Origin of the sequence: Enterobacter cloacae complex sp.6700776, from assembly GCF_048284255.1 — a bacterium.
Classification (GTDB): domain Bacteria; phylum Pseudomonadota; class Gammaproteobacteria; order Enterobacterales; family Enterobacteriaceae; genus Enterobacter; species Enterobacter intestinihominis.
In genome coordinates, this window is the sequence record NZ_JBLVYK010000106.1 from 1 (window position 1) to 337 (window position 337).

A 337-nucleotide genomic window follows, 5' to 3' on the forward strand; every position below is an offset into this window, starting at 1 on the left:
CCGCTCGCCTTCATGCCATTCGCCATATCCTGCATCAGTATTTAAATGCTCACCGCCTTTAACCAACATAAGCTGGCTGCCCCATGTTTCGGCAAGCTGATGGGCTCTTTCAGTGCCAAGATGCGGATCATTATCGGTATAAATAAGCAAAGAAGGGCTTGGAAGCTTTTTATTGGGTAGCGGTCTCTGCTGTTGAATATCGAGTAAGGCAGAAGGGGAATCAACATCTGCTGGGGTGGCTAGGATCATTGCCTTTACTCGATGGTTGGGAAATTGGCTTGCCCATTGCGCCACACAAACGGCTCCGCAACTGTGTCCAATCAGTACCAATTCACCC

Annotated in this window: 1 protein-coding gene; it reads right to left on the minus strand. The window is 49.3% G+C overall.

Annotated features, from left to right (window positions below; genetic code table 11):
• On the minus strand, nucleotides 1-330 hold a 330-nt coding region (locus ACNQ0T_RS23425), incomplete at its 3' end, for an RBBP9/YdeN family alpha/beta hydrolase (protein ID WP_417930405.1).
• Nucleotides 331-337 lie beyond the last annotated feature (7 nt).